General features: G+C 72.9%; 14 protein-coding genes and 2 pseudogenes. 9 read left to right on the forward strand and 7 right to left on the reverse strand.

Annotated elements, in window-relative coordinates:
• Positions 1-381 precede the first annotated feature (381 nt).
• The 3 genes from ACFVFH_RS04570 to ACFVFH_RS04580 form a co-directional block, all read right to left on the reverse strand.
• Positions 382-1,209, reverse strand: coding sequence for a sugar phosphate isomerase/epimerase family protein (locus ACFVFH_RS04570; protein WP_383763239.1), 828 nt, complete (start codon positions 1,207-1,209; stop codon positions 382-384).
• Positions 1,206-2,357, reverse strand: coding sequence for a dihydrodipicolinate synthase family protein (locus ACFVFH_RS04575; protein ID WP_383763242.1), 1,152 nt, complete (start codon positions 2,355-2,357; stop codon positions 1,206-1,208). The genes ACFVFH_RS04570 and ACFVFH_RS04575 overlap by 4 nt, the downstream gene beginning before the upstream one ends.
• A 78-nt stretch (positions 2,358-2,435) precedes the next feature.
• Positions 2,436-3,587 carry a Gfo/Idh/MocA family protein gene (locus ACFVFH_RS04580; protein WP_383763244.1) on the reverse strand — a complete coding sequence of 384 codons (1,152 nt, stop codon included), beginning with the start codon at positions 3,585-3,587 and terminating at the stop codon, positions 2,436-2,438.
• A gap of 109 nt (positions 3,588-3,696) precedes the next feature.
• On the opposite strand from ACFVFH_RS04580, the gene ACFVFH_RS04585 reads away from it, so the two are divergent.
• The 4 genes and pseudogenes from ACFVFH_RS04585 to ACFVFH_RS04600 all read left to right on the forward strand — a co-directional run bounded on the left by ACFVFH_RS04585 (position 3,697) and on the right by ACFVFH_RS04600 (position 6,921).
• Complete coding sequence (locus ACFVFH_RS04585; protein ID WP_383763246.1) at positions 3,697-4,803, forward strand: LacI family DNA-binding transcriptional regulator; 1,107 nt, start codon at positions 3,697-3,699, stop codon at positions 4,801-4,803.
• A gap of 316 nt (positions 4,804-5,119) precedes the next feature.
• Positions 5,120-5,743: pseudogene (locus ACFVFH_RS04590) on the forward strand (S8 family serine peptidase); the annotation flags it as partial.
• A gap of 100 nt (positions 5,744-5,843) precedes the next feature.
• Positions 5,844-6,083, forward strand: a pseudogene (locus ACFVFH_RS04595) (GAF domain-containing protein); the annotation flags it as partial.
• A gap of 46 nt (positions 6,084-6,129) precedes the next feature.
• Complete coding sequence (locus ACFVFH_RS04600) at positions 6,130-6,921, forward strand: sugar phosphate isomerase/epimerase family protein (RefSeq protein ID WP_383763248.1); 792 nt, start codon at positions 6,130-6,132, stop codon at positions 6,919-6,921.
• Positions 6,922-7,237: 316 nt separating this feature from the next.
• Here the strand turns inward: ACFVFH_RS04600 and ACFVFH_RS04605 are convergent, their stop codons facing one another.
• Entirely contained in the window at positions 7,238-7,750 is a 513-nt protein-coding gene (locus ACFVFH_RS04605) for a DinB family protein (RefSeq protein WP_383763251.1), read from the reverse strand.
• 254 nt (positions 7,751-8,004) lie between these two features.
• Between ACFVFH_RS04605 and ACFVFH_RS04610 the strand changes: the two genes are divergently transcribed.
• Positions 8,005-8,739 (forward strand): MgtC/SapB family protein, encoded by a 735-nt coding sequence (locus ACFVFH_RS04610; RefSeq protein WP_383763253.1) that lies wholly within the window; start codon positions 8,005-8,007, stop codon positions 8,737-8,739.
• Between the two features lie 217 nt (positions 8,740-8,956).
• Here the strand turns inward: ACFVFH_RS04610 and ACFVFH_RS04615 are convergent, their stop codons facing one another.
• Positions 8,957-9,229: a DUF6087 family protein gene (locus ACFVFH_RS04615; protein ID WP_383763255.1), complete on the reverse strand. Its 273-nt coding sequence runs from the start codon at positions 9,227-9,229 to the stop codon at positions 8,957-8,959.
• A gap of 215 nt (positions 9,230-9,444) precedes the next feature.
• Complete coding sequence (locus ACFVFH_RS04620; RefSeq protein WP_383763258.1) at positions 9,445-10,413, reverse strand: EamA family transporter; 969 nt, start codon at positions 10,411-10,413, stop codon at positions 9,445-9,447.
• Between the two features lie 135 nt (positions 10,414-10,548).
• Between ACFVFH_RS04620 and ACFVFH_RS04625 the strand changes: the two genes are divergently transcribed.
• The gene (locus ACFVFH_RS04625; protein ID WP_383763261.1) at positions 10,549-11,472 is read left to right on the forward strand and encodes a LysR family transcriptional regulator; all 924 of its coding nucleotides are present in this window, start codon (positions 10,549-10,551) and stop codon (positions 11,470-11,472) included.
• A 296-nt stretch (positions 11,473-11,768) separates the two neighbouring features.
• Complete coding sequence (locus ACFVFH_RS04630; RefSeq protein WP_383763264.1) at positions 11,769-13,634, forward strand: glycoside hydrolase family 3 protein; 1,866 nt, start codon at positions 11,769-11,771, stop codon at positions 13,632-13,634.
• Positions 13,635-14,174: 540 nt separating this feature from the next.
• Here the strand turns inward: ACFVFH_RS04630 and ACFVFH_RS04635 are convergent.
• Positions 14,175-14,618 (reverse strand): hypothetical protein, encoded by a 444-nt coding sequence (locus ACFVFH_RS04635; protein WP_383763625.1) that lies wholly within the window; start codon positions 14,616-14,618, stop codon positions 14,175-14,177.
• Here ACFVFH_RS04635 and ACFVFH_RS04640 point away from each other — a divergent pair.
• Both ACFVFH_RS04640 and ACFVFH_RS04645 read left to right on the forward strand, forming a co-directional pair.
• Entirely contained in the window at positions 14,593-15,015 is a 423-nt protein-coding gene (locus ACFVFH_RS04640) for a peptidoglycan-binding protein (protein WP_383763607.1), read from the forward strand. The two genes, ACFVFH_RS04635 and ACFVFH_RS04640, sit on opposite strands and share 26 nt — an antisense overlap.
• Positions 15,016-15,157: 142 nt before the next feature.
• Complete coding sequence (locus ACFVFH_RS04645; protein WP_383763267.1) at positions 15,158-16,552, forward strand: choice-of-anchor A family protein; 1,395 nt, start codon at positions 15,158-15,160, stop codon at positions 16,550-16,552.
• The last annotated feature ends 63 nt before the right edge of the window (positions 16,553-16,615 follow it).

A 16,615-nucleotide genomic window follows, 5' to 3' on the forward strand; every position in this document is an offset into this window, starting at 1 on the left:
CGGTGCAAGGAAACCGTCTGCTCGCGGCGCGGCGCCCACGAGCTCCCGGTGAGTGGGCGCAGGGGCGGGTTCGCCCGGTGGGAGGGGCTGGGATCGACGCGCCGAGGGCCGGATCACCTGCCACGTGGCGGCCGACCGCCCGGGGTGCCCCGGGCTCCTGACACGTCGTGGCCGGGGGCTCCTGCCGGGGAGTCGGGCCCCGGAAAGACGAAACGGGGCCCGGTCGAAACGACCGGACCCCCCTCGTATTCCCCCACCGTCAGGGCTTCCCGATCCCCCCAGATCCCTCCCCGGAAGCACCCGACGCCAGATACGACTCCGTGCGCTGCCGAACGGTTGCACGTCTTGACGATCTCTTTGCCTTCGAGGCAAAGAGCCTCGTCAGCAGGCGTGCTCGGCGTACCGGGACGCGACCTCCGCGAGGACTTCGGCGCCGTCGCGGGCCCAGAGGCCCTCGTTGAAGATCTCCACCTCGATCGGGCCGTCGAAGCCGGTGGCCTCGACCAGGGTGCGGAAGGCGCGGAAGTCCACCGATCCGTCGCCGAGTTGGCCCCGGCCGAGCAGGACGCCCGCCGGGAGCGGGGTGATCCAGTCGGCGAGCTGGAAGGAGTGGATCCGGCCGCCCGCACCCGCGCGGGCGATCTGCGCGGGCGCCTGGTCGTCCCACCAGATGTGGTAGGTGTCGACGACCACCCCGACCTGGTCCGCGGGGAAGCGTTCCGCGAGGTCCAGGGCCTGGGAGAGCGTGGAGACCACACAGCGGTCCGAGGCGAACATCGGGTGCAGCGGTTCGATGGCGAGGCGTACGCCGCGTTCGGCCGCGTACGGGGCCAGTTCGGCGAGCGCGTCGGCGATCCGCTCACGGGCGCCGTGCAGGTCCTTGCTGCCCTCGGGCAGGCCGCCCGAGACCAGGACCAGGGTGTCGGTGGACAGAGCAGCCGCCTCGTCGAGCGCGGCGCGGTTGTCGTCCAGGGCGCGGGCCCGTTCCGCCGGGTCGGTCGCGGTGAAGAAGCCGCCCCGGCAGAGACTGGTGACGGAGAGGCCGTGGTCGGCCAGGAGGGCGGCCGCGCGCTCGACGCCGTACTCCTGGACGGGGGCCCGCCACAGGCCGACCTTGTCGATGCCCGCCTTGGCGCAGCCCTCGGCCAGCTCGGGCAGCGACCACTGCTTGATGGTCTCCTGGTTGATGGAGAGACGGCCGTCGCTCATCGGGTGCCTCCGTTGCCGCCGTTGACCGCGAGGAGAGCGCGCATCCGGGACTCGGCCAGCTCCGGGTCCGGGAACAGGCCCAGCCGGTCGGCGAGTTCGTACGCCTTCGCCAGATGCGGCAGCGAGCGCGCGGACTGGAGGCCGCCGACCATGGTGAAGTGGTCCTGGTGACCGGCCAGCCAGGCGAGGAAGACCACGCCCGTCTTGTAGAAGCGGGTCGGGGCCTGGAAGAGGTGCCGGGACAGCTCGACCGTGGGGTCGAGGAGGTCCCGGAAGCCCTGGACGTCCCCGGTGTCCAGCACCCGTACCGCGTGTGCGGCCAGCGGGCCCAGCGGGTCGAAGATGCCGAGCAGGGCGTGGCTGAAGCCCCGGTCGTCGCCCGCGATCAGCTCGGGGTAGTTGAAGTCGTCGCCGGTGTAGCAGCGCACCCCGCCCGGGAGGCGGCGGCGGACGTCGATCTCGCGTTCGGCGTCCAGGAGCGAGATCTTGATGCCGTCGACCTTGTCCGGGTGTTCGGCGATGACCTTCAGGAACGTGTCGGTGGCGGTGTCGAGGTCCGAGGAGCCCCAGTAGCCGTCCAGCGCGGGGTCGAACATCGGGCCCAGCCAGTGCAGGACGACCGGTTCCGAGGACTGGCGCAGGAGGTGGGCGTACGTCTCCAGGTAGTCCTCGGGGCCCTGCGCCGCCGCGGCGAGCGCGCGGGAGGCCATCAGGATGGCCTGGGCGCCGCTCTCCTCGACCAGGGCCAGCTGCTCCTCGTAGGCGGAGCGCACCTCGGCGAGGGTGGCGGGGCCGGTGAGCTGGTCGGTGCCGACGCCGCAGGCGATGCTGCCGCCGACCGCCTTCGCCTCGGCGGCGGAGCGGCGGATCAGCTCGGCCGCCCCGGCCCAGTCCAGGCCCATGCCGCGCTGGGCGGTGTCCATCGCCTCGGCGACGCCCAGGCCGTGCGACCAGAGGTGGCGGCGGAAGGCGAGGGTGGCGTCCCAGTCGACGGCGGCCGGGGAGTCCGGGCTGATGTCGGCGTAGGGGTCGGCGACGACATGGGCGGCGGAGAAGACCGTGCGCGAGGCGAGCGGGCCGGTGCCGGGGGCCAGGTCGAGCGGGGTGGCGCGGGGTTCGTAGGGCCCCTGCGGGAGGTGAATGGTCATGAGGTCGGCTCCGGTGTGCCGTGTGTGGGACGAGTGGTCATGGGGTCGGCTCCGGTGCGCCGTGTGCGGGGCGGATCGTCACAGCGACAGCTCCGGGACGTCGAGGCGGCGGCCCTCCGCGTGGGACTTCAGGCCCAGCTCGGCGAGCTGCACGCCACGGGCGCCGGCCATCAGGTCCCAGGTGTACGGCTCGTCGAGGACGATGTGGCGGAGGAACAGCTCCCACTGGGCCTTGAAGCCGTTGTCGAAGACCGCGTTGTCGGGGACTTCCTGCCACTGGTCGCGGAACGGCTCGGTGACCGGGAGGTCGGGGTTCCAGACCGGCTTGGGGGTGGCCGAGCGGTGCTGGACGCGGCAGTTGCGCAGGCCGGCGACGGCGGAGCCGTGCGTTCCGTCGACCTGGAACTCGACCAGCTCGTCGCGGTTGACGCGGACCGTCCAGGAGGAGTTGATCTGCGCGACGGCGCCGCTCTCCAGCTGGAAGATGCCGTACGCGGAGTCGTCGGCGGTCGCGGCGTACGGCTTGCCCTGCTCGTCCCAGCGCTGCGGGATGTGCGTCTGGATGTGCGCCTGGACGGTGGAGACCGGGCCGAACAGCTCGTGGAGCACATACTCCCAGTGCGGGAACATGTCGACGACGATGCCGCCGCCGTCCTCCGCGCGGTAGTTCCACGACGGGCGCTGGGCCTCCTGCCAGTCGCCCTCGAAGACCCAGTAGCCGAACTCGCCGCGCACGGACAGGATCTCGCCGAAGAAGCCGCCGTCGATGAGGCGCTTCAGCTTCAGCAGGCCCGGCAGGAAGATCTTGTCCTGGACGACGCCGTGCTTGATGCCCGCGTCGCGGGCGATGCGGGCCAGCTCCAGGGCGCCCTCGACGTCCGTGGCCGTGGGCTTCTCGGTGTAGATGTGCTTGCCCGCCGCGATGGCCTTCTTGATCGCCTCGACGCGGGCCGAGGTGACCTGGGCGTCGAAGTAGATGTCGATGGTGTCGTCGGCGAGGACCGCGTCGAGGTCGGTGGACCACTCCGTCAGCCCGTGCCGCTGGGCCAGCTCCTCCAGGGCGTGGGCCCGGCGGCCGACCAGGACCGGCTCGGGCCACAGCACGTCGCCGTTGCCGAGGTCGAGGCCGCCCTGCTCGCGGATCGCGAGGATCGAGCGCACCAGGTGCTGCCGGTACCCCATGCGACCCGTGACGCCGTTCATGGCGATGCGCACTGTCCTGCGTGTCACGAAACTTCCTCCATACAGCCGTAGCAAGCGCTTTCTATCTGTGATGACGCTAGCCTGCCGACAGCGGCCCGGACAAGAGGGCCCGGCCCGAAACCCTCGGAGGAAAGCGATGACAGTCACCCTGGCGGATGTGGCGGCTCGCGCCCGGGTGTCGCCGGCCACCGTCTCCCGCGTGCTCAACGGCAACTACCCGGTGGCCGCGTCCACCCGGGAACGGGTCCTGCGCGCGGTGGACGAGCTGGACTACGTGCTCAACGGGCCGGCGAGTTCGCTCGCGGCGGCCACCTCCGACCTGGTCGGCATCCTGGTCAACGACATCGCCGACCCGTTCTTCGGGATCATGGCCGGGGCGGCGCAGACCGAGATCGGCGGGCCCGGGGACGGTTCGGGCCGGGCGGGCGGCGAGAAGCTCGCGGTCGTCTGCAACACCGGCGGCTCCCCCGAGCGCGAGCTCACCTACCTCACCCTGCTCCAGCGCCAGCGCGCCGCGGCCGTCGTCCTGACCGGGGGCGCGGTGGAGGATCCGGCACACCAGGCCGCGGTCTCCGCCAAGCTGACCAAGCTCGCGGACGCGGGCACCCGGGTGGTGCTGTGCGGGCGGCCCCCGCTGCCGGACGGTGAGGCGGTCGTGGCCGCGCTCGCCTTCGACAACCGGGGCGGCGGGCGGCGGCTCACCGAGCATCTGCTCTCGCTCGGCCACCGGCGGATCGGCTACGTCGCGGGCCCGCTGGAGCGGACGACGACCCGCCACCGGCTGGAGGGCCACCGCGACGCGATGCGGGCGGCGGGGCTGGTCGGCGACGGTACCGGCGTGAAGGCGCGCCTCGCCGGGATGTACGACGAGGAACGCCTCACCGTCCACGGCCCCTACGACCGCCGCTCGGGCTACGACGCCACGCTCGAACTCCTGCGCCGCGAACCGGAGGTGACCGCGATCGTCGCCGCCAACGACACGGTGGCGCTGGGCGCGAGCGCGGCGATCCGGGACCGGGGGCTGCGCATCCCCGAGGACCTCTCGGTGGCGGGCTTCGACGACCTGCCGTTCTCGGTGGACGCGGTCCCGGCGCTGACGACCGTACGGCTGCCGCTCTTCGAGGCGGGCGCGCGGGCGGGCCGCCTGGCGATGGGCAAGGAGACACCGCCGCCCGGAGGGATCGCGACGATCTCGGCGGAGCTGATGGTACGGGGATCGACGGCGCCGCCGCGGGGGCGCTAGGCCCTGTCTTCACACTGCGGCCGTCCGGCCGGAGGCCGGGCCGTGCGGCGTCCGGTGCGTGCGGCGTCCGGGCCGTGCGAGCGCAAGGCGGAGGGTCGCCCCGATCCTGGATGTATCGAGGTGACCCCGACAACGCGGCGAGCGTGCGTGCCGGACGCCGCACGGCAGACGGCAGTTCGAAGACAGGGCCCAGGGGCGGGAGACCCGTACGGGGCCCGCTCCCGCTCCTGTTCCCGTTCCTGTCCTCGCGAACCCGGGCCCCGGGCACGGTGCCGGGGCCCTGCCGGGCACCGGGCAGGGCGTACGGGTCTGCGTGGTGGACTCGGGCGTCGAGCGCGACCATCCGGGCGTCGGCCCGGTCGACGGTTCCTGGGTGATGGCCAAGGACCCCGAAACGGGCGGCACCGAGGTGCGGCCGACCGACACCGGGGACTCCTGCGGACACGGCACGGCCTGCGCGGGCATCATCCGGCGGACCGCCCCGGAGTGCGAACTGCACAGCGTGCGGGTGCTGGGCGAGCGGTTCTCCGGCACCGGGGACGTGCTGCTGGCCGGGCTGCGCTGGGCGGTGGAGCAGGGGTTCGACGTGGTGAACCTGTCGCTGTCCACCACCCGCGCACGGTTCGCGGAGGAGCTGCACGCGCTGGCCGACCACGCCTACTTCAACCGCACGGTCGTCGTCGCCTCGGCGCACAACTCCCCCGTGGAGAGCTGTCCGTGGCGGTTCGCCTCGGTGATCTCCGTGGGCAGCCATCAGGGGGCGGACCCCGACCTGCACCTCTACAACCCCGACCCGCCGGTGGAGTTCTTCGCCCCCGGCCAGAACGTGACGGTGCCGTGGCTGGGCGGCACCTCGATCCGTACCACCGGGAACAGCTTCGCGACCCCGTACGTCAGCGGGCTGTGCGCGCGTCTGCTCTCGGCCCATCCCAGGATGACGGCCTTCCAGCTCAAGAACGCCCTCCATCTCTCCGCGGCCGACGTGCGGTTCGGCCCGCGGCCCTCCACCCCGGCGAAAGAGGTCTGTGATGACTCCGAGAAGCGACGGCAGGGTGCTCGGTGTGCTGGAGGTCCTCGACCCGTCCCCGCGCGCCCGCACGGACATCCGGGCACTGGACCTGCTCGCCATGTTCGCCCGTCAGGCCGCGGCGGCGTCGCGGGTGGTGGCGTACGCCCCGGCCGGGGCGACCGAGCCGGGCGGACGGCTCGGGCCCCGCCAACGGGCTGACTCGTTGAGGCTGCTGGATAGTCTGGGGCAGCTGCTCCGGGAGCCCTGCTGAGGCCGGGCCGGAAGGGCGGCCGGACGACGACGGAAGGACCACCCACGTGAAGCTCGCTTTCTCGACCCTCGGAGTCCCGGGGCTGCCGGTCGCCGATGTCGTCCGGCTCGCCGCCGAGAACGGCTACCAGGGAGTGGAGCTACGCGCCCACCCGGAGGAGCCGGTGCACCCGGGCCTCTCCGCACCCGAACGGGCCGCCGTGGTCCAGGAGTTCAAGGCGGGCGGCGTCGAGATCCTGACCGTGGCGGGTTACGTCCGGGTCGCCGCCGAGGGTGACGACGCCCCCGTACTGGCGGAGCTGGCCGAACTGGTCGACCTGGCGCACGACCTGGGCGCGCCGAACGTCCGGGTCTTCCCGGGCGGCGGCGGGCAGGACCCCGCCACCGCCGACGCGACCGCCGCCCGCCGACTGGCCGCCGCCGCCCCGCACGCCGCCGACCAGGACGTACGCATCCTGCTGGAGACCCATGACTCGCACCGGGCCGGTGTCGACGTGGCCCGGATCGTCGGCACGGTCGGGCACGCCCGGATCGGCGCGCTGTGGGACGTCATGCACACCTGGCTGTCCGGCGAGGAACCGCCCGCGAGCCACGCGGTACTGGCCCCGCACCTGGGCTACGTCCAGGTGAAGGACATCGCCTCGGCCGAGAACACCGAGCCGTTGCCCCTGGGCACCGGCGTACTGCCCCTGGAATCCTGCCTGGCCACGCTCGACCCGGACAGCTGGGTCTGCTGGGAGTACGAGAAGCGCTGGCACCCGGACGCGCCGGAGCTGCCGGGGCTGCTGGCCGCGGGCCGGGAGTACCTGCTGCGGGTGGGCGACGCACCGGGGCGGTAGGGCGGTGCGCCCGGGGCCGGGGTTGAGGCCGGGGCCGGGGTTGAGGCCGGGGCCGGGGTTGAGGCCGGGCATCGCCCGGACCGCGGCTCGGGAACGGTGCACCCCGCGCGGGCGGGGGCGCTCCGGGCTCGGGCGGGGGCGCTCCGTGCTCGGTGAAGTCGTCCAGGACCAGCCGGACGTGGTCCCCGCGTGCGCGGGCCCGCGGCTTCGGGGCCAGACGGGCCGCGTCCCCCGGGCACGTGGTCCCCGCGTGCGCGGGCCCCGCGTGCCTCCCGGGGGCGCACCAGTCAGGGGGCCGGTGCGCCACGATCCGGCGCTACACGCCGGTGGCGCCGTCGATGCGCTCCCGGACCAGGTCCGCATGGCCGTTGTGCCGGGCGTACTCCTCGATCATGTGGACATAGATCCAGCGCAGGTTGACGTCCTGCTCCATGAAACGGCCCGTATCGGTCAGGGCCCGCTCGGCGCAGAGCTCACGGGCGCGGGCGATCTCCGCCTGCCAGGTGGCGAGGGCACCGCTCAGGGTGGCGCCCTCGGCCACGTCGAAACCACCGTCGGGGCCGTCCGGGGCGGCCCCGGGATCGTGGATGGGCGGGACCTGTTCCCCGGCGAACACGCGGCGGAACCAGTTCCGTTCCACCTCCGCCATGTGCTGGACCAGGCCGGTCAGCGTGAAGCCCGACGGCGGCACGGCCGCCGTGGCGGCCTGTGCGTCGTCCAGCCCCTCGCACTTCATGGCCAGTGTGGCGCGGTGAAAGTCGAGCCAGCTCGCAAGGGTCGTGCGCTCGTCGGCGTTCAGGGGCGGCATGGGGCGATCGATGGTGCTCATCGGTCGATTATCACCGGCCGCCCCGCTCGGCACACCGTGCGCCGGACCTCCCGTCAGTTCGTCGGCACAGAAGCGATCGCCCCGGCCTCCGGGCCCGCCACCCGGTCCGGCGCGGCCTCCCCTCCTCGTCCTCGGACCGTGTGCGCGGCGAGTGGGAAGCGACGCGACCGGCGTGCGTGCCCGTCCGCCCTTCCGGGCAGGGGGCAATTGAGGCGATAGCGTCAAGTGTTACCCCAGGGACAGGAGGTTGGGACATGACGGCGGCGGTGTGGCCGGGTGAGCCGGTGGGGCAGGGGTGGGCCCAGGTCGTGGAGTTCGCGGTGGCGCTGCTGCTGTCGGGGGTGATCGGGGTGGAACGGCAGATCCGGCAGAAGGCGGCGGGTCTGCGGACCTACACCACGGTCGGTGCGGGCGCGGCGCTGTTCACGCTGGTGAGCAAGTACGGATTCACCGATGTGCTGCACACGGGCACGGTGGTGCTGGATCCCTCGCGGATGGCGGCGCAGATCGTGTCGGGGCTGGGCTTCATCGGCGCCGGTGTGATCTTCGTGAACCGCGGCTCGGTGCAGGGGCTGACCACGGCGGCCACGGTCTGGCTGACCGCGGCGGTGGGCTCGGCCGCCGCCGCCGGCCTGCCCCTGCTCGCGGTGCTGGCCGTCGCCGGCTACTTCGGAGTCTCCTACGGGGTACGACCGCTGCTGCGCCGCCTGTCCTCGGGGCACGAGGCGCCGACCGGATTCCGCATCGTCTACCTCCAGGGCACCGGGCTGCTGCGGGAACTCCTGGACCAGTGCACACGGGCCGGGTTCTCCGTGTGCGAACTGCGCACGGTCACCGAACCGACGACGCCGGGCGTGGAGTCCGACGGGCGGACGGTGGAGATCGCCCTGGCGCTCCAGGGCCACGGCGACGCCGCCGCGCTCACCGCCCGGCTGGCCGCCGTGCCCGGCGTGCTCGCGTGCAGCCGCAGCCGCCCGGACGAGGAGTGACCGGCCGCCCCGGCCTCCGGCGCGACTCCGGCCCGTACCCCCTGGAACAGGTGGCCCGGCCCCGGCCACGGGTCGGGCGGGCTCCGGCGACGTGGTGGCATCGGCAGGCGGGAGACGCATTCGGCGCGGCGGCCGACCGGAGCGACATCGACGACCACCTGACCACCGGCAGGCCCGGCCCCCGTCCCCCCGGAGGCCGGGCCCACCGGTGTCGGGGTCAGTGCCGCCAGAACTCCTCGGCGGGCCGCCCCGGTTCCGGATCAGGTGACGGCGCGCCGGAACGCGGAAGAGGAACGCGCCCCGCCGCACCCTGGGGACCGGTCTGCTGCGCGGCTGCGGCACAGCCCCCAGCCACACCGAAAGGCGCCCACGCCTGGCCGTCCCCCTCCAGCATCCCGCGCGGCACATCCGGGCCGACATCACGGCCACGCACGGAGCCGTCACCGAGAAGGACAGCCTTGCGCGCCCCGGGGGCGTCCGCGTGGAGCATCCACGATGTCCGGGAGCCATCGTCGTCGGCGCCGGTCCGGGCCGTCGGCGAACGGCCGGTCGGCTACGCCTACAGCAACCCGATCCGGCACGGTGACCGGTACCGAAGCACCGTGCCCCCACGTGAGAACCACCTCTCGACGTGTTCCCGCGCGGGCTGCGCATCCCGGCCTCCCGGATGGCGCGGCCGGTGCCGGCGGGGTGTTCCGATCAGCGTCACCTCGGAACCCGGGCATCGCACTCCACGACCGCCGGCACTCCCGCCCCGGCCTCCGAGCCCGCCGCCCGATCCGGCGCGGCGCCCTCCTCCGCCACCGCCGCCCCCTTCCGCCCCGCCCCCGCCAGGGACGTCAGTGCCACTCCCCCGACCAGCAGCGCCGCCGCGCACCACCGCAGCGGGCTCACCGACTCGTCCAGCAGCAGGGCGGCCGAGGACATCCCGAAGACGGGGACGAGCAGGGTGAAGGGGGCCACCGAGGAGGCCGGGTGGTGGCGGAGCAGGAAGCCCCAGGCGCCGAAGCCGAAGACGGTGGTGATCCAGGCGACGTAGACGATGATCCCGGCGCCGCTCCAGTCCAGTGCGGCCAGCGCCTCCGTGTCGCGGTCCCAGCCCTCGAAGAGGAGGGAGAGGCCGAGCAGGGGGAGTACGGGGACGGTCGAGACCCACACCATGAAGTTGAGCGGGTCGGGCGGGGCCGCCTTGCGGGTGAGGACGTTGGACACGCCCCAGCAGGCCGCCGCCACGATCACCAGGACGAAGGCGAGCATGGGCCCGCCCGCGCCCTCGTCGACCGCCGCGACCCCGATTCCGGCGAGGGCCACGCCCATCCCCAGCACCCGTACCCCGCCCGGCCGTTCGCCGAGTGCCACGGCGGCGAAGAGGACCGTGAAGACCGCCTGGACCTGGAGCACGAGGGAGGAGAGACCGGCGGGCATCCCCCGGTCCATGCCGATGAAGAGCAGGCCGAACTTCGCCACCCCGAGGGCCAGTCCGACGCCCACGATCCACTTCCAGGCGACCTTGGGACGGCCGACGAAGAAGACCGCGGGCAGCGCGGCGACCAGGAAGCGCAGGGCGGAGAAGAGCAGCGGCGGGAAGTGCGCGAGGCCGAGCTCTATGACGACGAAGTTGACACCCCAGACGGCGGCCACCAGGGCGGCCAGGGCGATGTGGAGGGGACGCATGCCCCGAGGATCACCCGCACCGACCATGTAGCACCAGCGCGGATTTCTTCATGGTGGAATTGAGTGTTGCTAATGAATCGCGTGAGGGTCCGGCAGGCGCGCCGACCGACGCCTCACCGAGGTCCGGGAGGTCCGGTGCTCGATCTCGCCCGGCTGCGCGCGCTGCACGCGGTCTTTGTCCACGGCTCCGTCGCGGGCGCCGCCGCCGCGCTCGGCTACACCCCGTCCGCCGTCTCGCAGCAGATCACCAAGCTGGAGCGGGAGACCCGTACGACGCTGCTCGAACGGCGCGGGCGCGGGGTCGCGCTGACCGAGGAGGCGCTGCATCTGGCCGAGACGGCGCAGCAGCTGCTGGCGATCGTGGAGCGTGCCGAGACCTCGCTGGAGGAGCGCAGGGGGCTGCCGACCGGGCGGCTGTCGGTCGGTGCCTTCGCCTCCGCGGCGCGCGGGCTGCTGCCCGGGGTGCTGGCGGGGCTGGACCGGGACCATCCGGCCCTGGACGTCCGGATGACCGAGGTCGATCCGCATCTCTCGGTCGACCTGGTGGCCAAGGGGGTGATCGATCTGGCGGTCGCGCACGACTGGGACATCGCCCCGCTGCCCGCCCCCGAGGGCGTGGCACAGGCGGTGATCGGGGACGACCGGTGCGATCTGCTGGTGCCTGAGGGGCACCGCCTGGCCGGGCGGGAGGCGGTGCGGCGCGAGGAGCTGGCGAAGGAGCGGTGGATCTGCCAGCCACCGGGGACGGTCTGCCACGACTGGCTGGTGCGCACCCTGCGCGCGGCGGGTTACGAGCCGGACATCCGGCACCAGGCGGAGGAGAACCACACCCAGCTGGCCCTGCTCGCCGCCGGGCTCGGGGTCGCGATGATCCCGCGTCTGGGGCGGGGGCAGCTGCCGCCGGGGGTGGTGGCGGTGCCGCTCGATCCCGTGCCGGTACGACGGCTGTACGCGCTGTGGCGTACGGAGGCGGCCCGTCGGCCCGCGATCACGGCGACGGTGTCCGCGCTGCGGACGCACGGGGCCGCGGTGGGGCTGAGGCCGCCCGTGTGTCCGTGACCCCTCACCCGGCCGACACCCCGCACCGCCCCCACCACCAGCCCCCGCCCGGCCGACACCCCGCACCGCCCCCACCACCAGCCCCCGCCCGGCCGACACCCCGCACCGCCCCCGCCGCAAGCACCCTCCCAACCACCACCCCGCACGGAACCCACCACGAGCCCCCTCCCGACCGGCGCGCCGCACGGGACCGAAACGGTCCGGGCCCTTGACCGGAAGTTATTTTCTGGATATCCGTGCTCCTTGGCAGTTTCTTTCACCACCCCTCGTTCCCGAGTACGGCCGAAGGAGCTCACGTGCACCACCGCACCTCCAGACGCACCCTCCTCACCGCCACCGCCGCGACGGCAGTCGCCGCCGTCACCGGCACGGGCCTCGCCCCCGGCGCGGTCGCCGCCCAGCGGTCCGCGAGCAGCGGCCACGGCGGCGGGCAGCACCACACAGCCGCCACCACCAAGCGCCTCAGGCGGATCATCTCCGGGATGACCCTGGAGGAGAAGGTCGGCCAGCTCTTCGTGATGCGGGTGTACGGGCACTCCGCCACCGACCCCGACCAGGCCGACATCGACGCCAACCTGGCCGAGATCGGGGTCCGCACCGCCGCCGAGATGATCGCCAAGTACCACGTCGGCGGGATCATCTACTTCACCTGGGCGCACAACACCCGCGACCCGCACCAGATCGCCGAGCTCTCCAACGGCATCCAGCGCGCCGGGCTCGCCGGGCCCACCCCGCTGCCGCTCCTCGTCTCCACCGACCAGGAGCACGGCATCGTCTGCCGGGTCGGCGAGCCCGCCACCCTGATGCCCGGGGCGATGGCGCTCGGCGCGGGCGGTTCGCGCTCCGACGCCCGCCGGGCCGGGCAGATCGCGGGCGCCGAGCTGGCCGCGCTCGGCATCAACCAGAACTACGCCCCGGACGCCGACGTCAACGTCAACCCGGCCAACCCGGTGATCGGCGTACGGTCCTTCGGCTCCGACCCGCAGTCCGTGGCGGGCCTGGTGGCCGCGCAGGTGAAGGGATACCAGAGCAGCAACATCGCCTCGACGGCCAAGCACTTCCCGGGCCACGGCGACACCAGCACCGACAGCCACACCGGCCTGCCCGTCATCACCCACACCCGGGAACAGTGGGCCGAGCTGGACGAGCCGCCGTTCCGGGCCGCCATCGCCGCCGGCATCGACTCGATCATGACCGCGCACATCGTGGTCCCGGCCCTGGACCCGGCCGAGGACCCGGCGACGCTCTCCCACCCGATCCTCACCGGCATCCTGCGTCAGAAGCTCGGCTACGACGGCGTCGTGGTGACCGACTCGCTCGGCATGGAAGGGGTGCGGACCAAGTACGGCGACGACCGCGTGCCGGTCCTCGCGCTCAAGGCCGGCGTCGACCAGCTGCTCAACCCGCCGAGCCTGGACGTCTCCTGGAACGCCGTCCTGGCGGCCGTGAAGAGCGGCGAGATCAGCGAGGCCCGGATCGATGAATCGATCCTGCGCATTCTGCGGCTGAAGGCCAAGCTCGGGCTCTTCGACCACCCGTTCGTCAGCCGCTCGGGGGTGGACCGCACCGTCGGCACCCGGTCGCACCTCGCCGCCGCCGACCGGATCGCGGAGCGCACCACCACCTTGCTCGCCAACGACGGCGCGGTGCTGCCGCTCTCCCGCCGCTCCCACCGGAAGCTGCTCGTGGTGGGCGCCGATCCCGCCTCCCCCTCCGGCACCACCGGACCCCCGACCACCACCCTGGCCACCGCCTTCGGCGAACTGGGGTACGCGGCGACCGCGCTGTCCACCGGCACCGCCCCCGCCAAGGCGAAGATCGACGAGGCGGTGGCGGCCGCGCGGGGCAAGGACGCGGTGGTCGTGGCGACGTACAACGTCTCGGCGAGCAGTTCCCAGCGCACCCTGGTGAGCGCGCTGGCGGCGACCGGCGTCCCGGTGATCACGGTGGCGATCCGCAATCCGTACGACGTCGCCCAGCTGGCCGGTACCGGCTTCGCGGCGAACCTGGCCACGTACTCCTGGACCGATGTCGAACTGCGGGCCGCCGCCCGGGTGATCGCGGGCCGCGCCGAGCCGCGGGGCACCCTGCCGGTCCCGGTGCAGCGCGCGGACGACCCGACGCGGGTGCTGCACCCGGTGGGGTACGGCCTGACGTACTGAGAAGCGCCCTCGGGCCGGGGACGGGCGGCACACGGGACCACGGGGTCCCGTGTGCCGCCCGTCCGCGTATCCGCGTATCCGCGTGCACCCTCCCCCTCGGCCCGCAGTCGGACAGGCCCACATTTCACCTTTGAAGTGTGATGTACGTCACGCTTTAATTTCCAATTAAGGTGGCATGTCCGATCGCTGACCCCTTGGCACGTTTTGTTCAAAGTTGACGCATGCTCACGTTGTACGCGAAGGTCACGGAACCCCCTCCCCACATCCTCGATTCCGTCACAACCTGGAGTTCCCGATGTGCCGCGCGACCCTCTTCCCGTCTGCACGCATGCGCCGTTCAGGCGCGTGAGACGGCCCCGAACCCCCGCATATGGATCAACTTCGTCGAACGGCCCGGACAAGGAGCTCGGAGCACGTGGGCTTTCAGCAATTCACGCCGCGCACAACGGAAATGGAATGCGCCCCGCAGTCGGCACACGGCCGGGCTTCCTACGGCGAGGACCAGGTTTTCGGAAAGGTGTCCGCTTCCCGCCGGGACGGTCAGGGCGCCCGCCCGGCCGATATCGAACTCTTCGAGGAGAACGCTCCCCTGACGGGAATTCCCGCGCCACCCGTGCCCCCTTCGCCTGCGACGTCCCCGTCCCGGCCGGCTCCCTCGGCCCGCAGGGCCGCCCGGCATTCCGCGAGGCGGCGGAAGCAGTCCCCCGCGCTGCTCATCGGCACGGTGACCGTGGGGATCGGCACCGCGATATCGGTCTCCCTGCTCTGTGACGCGTTCACCGCGCGCCACACCGAATTCAGCGCTCCGGTCTCCTCCACCCTCTCCACCCGGGACTCCGCCACCCCGGCCCCCTCCGCCTCCGCCTCCACCTCCGCTTCGCCCACCCGTCCACCGCGTCCGGGCCAGGAACCGGCCCACGTGCGGGTCGCGCCGTCCGCCGCCGGTACGCCTGCGTCCGTGCCGCCGTCGGCGGCGTCGTCCACGCCGCCCTCCGGCGCCCCCTCAACTCCGGCCGGTCCGCCGGAGGTCCACCCGTCACCCCCACGGGAGCGGACCCGACCGGCGGACCGTCCGGGCCCCGCCCTGGGAAGCACGGGCCGCGACGTCCAGGACCTCCAGCGAAGGCTGCAACAGCTCCACCTGTACCTGGGCAGCGCCGACGGGAACTTCACGACGGCCGTGGAAATCGCGCTGAGCCGCTATCAGAAGGCCCGGAACATTCCCGAGGAGCCGGGCGTCTACGGGCCGATGACCCGTGCGGCCCTGCGGTCGGAGACCGAATCGTCCGACCGGAATTCCCACCGGTATGGAGATTCGTACCGGTACGGGGATGCGTACCGGTACGGCGATTCGCGTCCCTACGGGGATGCGTACCGGTAGGAATTCGTACCGGCAGCGGGTCCCGGCACCCGCGCTTCTTCCCGCTCCCCCGGCCGCGCCGACGGGTTCTCCCGCCGCGCCCGGCCGCGTCCCTCCCGAAATTCTCCCGAATTCTCCCGAAGAAAAGACAAGGACCCAGCTCATGCACGTCACCGGAAGAACCGTCGGGCGGACCGGCACCGCACTCGCCGTTCTCCTCTCCCTCGGACTGCTCGGCACCGGGAGCGCCTTCGCGGCCCCCGCCGCCTCCGACGACGGGCCGAAGTACTGCCCGTCCACCGGACTTCCGGGCATCGGCCACAATCCGCAGTTCGCCGACGGCAACGTGGCGCTCTTCGCCGGCGGCGACTACACCGTCGACGGTTCGTCCGCGGAGGCGGAGGGGCTGCTCGTCGTCAAGGGCGACGCGACGCTCGCCAAGGACTCGGGCGGCATCTTCAACATCGGCCGGGTCGGGGCCGGTTCCGGCATCCTGCCGGACGCGGGCGAGCTCATGCTCGCGGTCGGCGGCAACCTGACGATCGCCAAGGGCACCAAGGTGGACGTCGGCTTCGGCCTCACGTCGAGCTCCGGCTACGGCGGCGCCGTCCAGGTCGGGAAGAAGATCGACGAGAAGGGCGAGCTGACGACGAACGGCGGAAAGCTCGCCTCGGGCCTGGGCGCCGAACGCGCCCTGAGCCCCTACCAGTCGTTCGACAGCACCATCGGCGAGGAGTCGGCCTCCCTCGGGAAGCTGAAGCCCACCGGCACGACCGTGCGCACCGGCGAAACGGTCACGTTCAAGAGCACCGGCGCGGGCACCGGCGACCTCCAGGTCTTCGAGATATCGGCCGCCGAACTCGACGGCGCCTCGTCGTTCACGTTCGAGTCCATCCCCGACGGGGACTCCGTCGTGGTCAATGTGACGGGCTCCCACGCGGTGTCGATGGCCCCGATGTCCGTGGGCTTCAACAACGACCGCGTCGACGTCTACAGCTCGGCCCACTTCGGTGAGGCAGCCTCGCGCATCCTGTACAACTTCGCGGGCGCCCCCTCGCTCACCCTCGGCGGCGGCGGGAACTTCATGGGCTCGATCCTCGCCCCCAAGGCCTCCGCGGACTTCACCGCGAGCACCAACGGACGGGTGTACGTCGGCGGGGACATCAGGACCCACGGCACGGGCAACGAGAGCCACAACTACCCGTGGACCGGCTCGCCGGCCTTCACCTGCAAGCCCGAGCCGTCCAAGCCCGGCACCCCGACGCCGAAGCCGTCCCAGCCCGAGCAGCCGTCGCAGCCGCCCGTCGTGCCCGGCAGCCCGACCCCTTCGGCCTCCCGGCCCGGCACCCCGGCCCCGACGCCGACCGAGGCCGAGGAGTCCCCGCAGCCGGTCCCCACCCCGTCCACGCCCTCCTCGGAGCCGAAGGACGAGGGCGGCTTCCTCGCCAGCACCGGTGCGCAGGTCGGCATGTACGCGACCGGCGCGGCGGTCCTCGGCGTGCTCGGCGCGGGCCTGCTCGTGTTCACGCGCCGTCGTCGCGGCCAGAGCCGGGGATAGGGACCAGCGGAGACAGCAACCAGCAGGGACGGGGAACGGACAGGAACCGGGGCCGGGTCGTAC

Origin of the sequence: Streptomyces sp. NPDC057697 (assembly GCF_042799335.1) — a bacterium.
Lineage (GTDB): Bacteria > Actinomycetota > Actinomycetes > Streptomycetales > Streptomycetaceae > Streptomyces.